At 40.7% G+C, this 285-nt stretch carries 1 protein-coding gene; it reads left to right on the top strand.

Going from position 1 to position 285, the window contains the following annotated elements:
• Nucleotides 1-285, top strand: a 285-nt coding sequence (locus tag LQ608_RS12445) for a hypothetical protein (protein WP_239752195.1), incomplete at both ends; no start/stop codon positions are given.

Raw genomic sequence — 285 nt, 5'->3', positions numbered from 1 at the left:
CAGCCAAAGCAACGGATAACGCGGAAACACCGAATACGTCTGACGCTTCTGAACCTGTCAAAGCGAAAGATACAACACCGCCAACTAAACCAGTCATTCAAACAGATTTAACTGATAAAGGTGGCACAAAAGATCCAATTGTTGTAAAAGCTGATCCAGGTTCAACTGTCGAGTTATTCGATAAAGATGGAAACAAGATTGGTGAAGGTGTTGCTAATGATCAAGGTGTTGCTGAAATTACACCAACTATTCCATTACCTGAAGGTAATATCATAGCCAAAGCAA

Source organism: Mammaliicoccus sp. H-M34 (assembly GCF_022386495.1).
Taxonomy (GTDB): domain Bacteria; phylum Bacillota; class Bacilli; order Staphylococcales; family Staphylococcaceae; genus Mammaliicoccus; species Mammaliicoccus fleurettii.
Note: the sequence above shows the minus strand (reverse complement) of the source record. Positions and strands in the feature narration are given on the sequence as shown.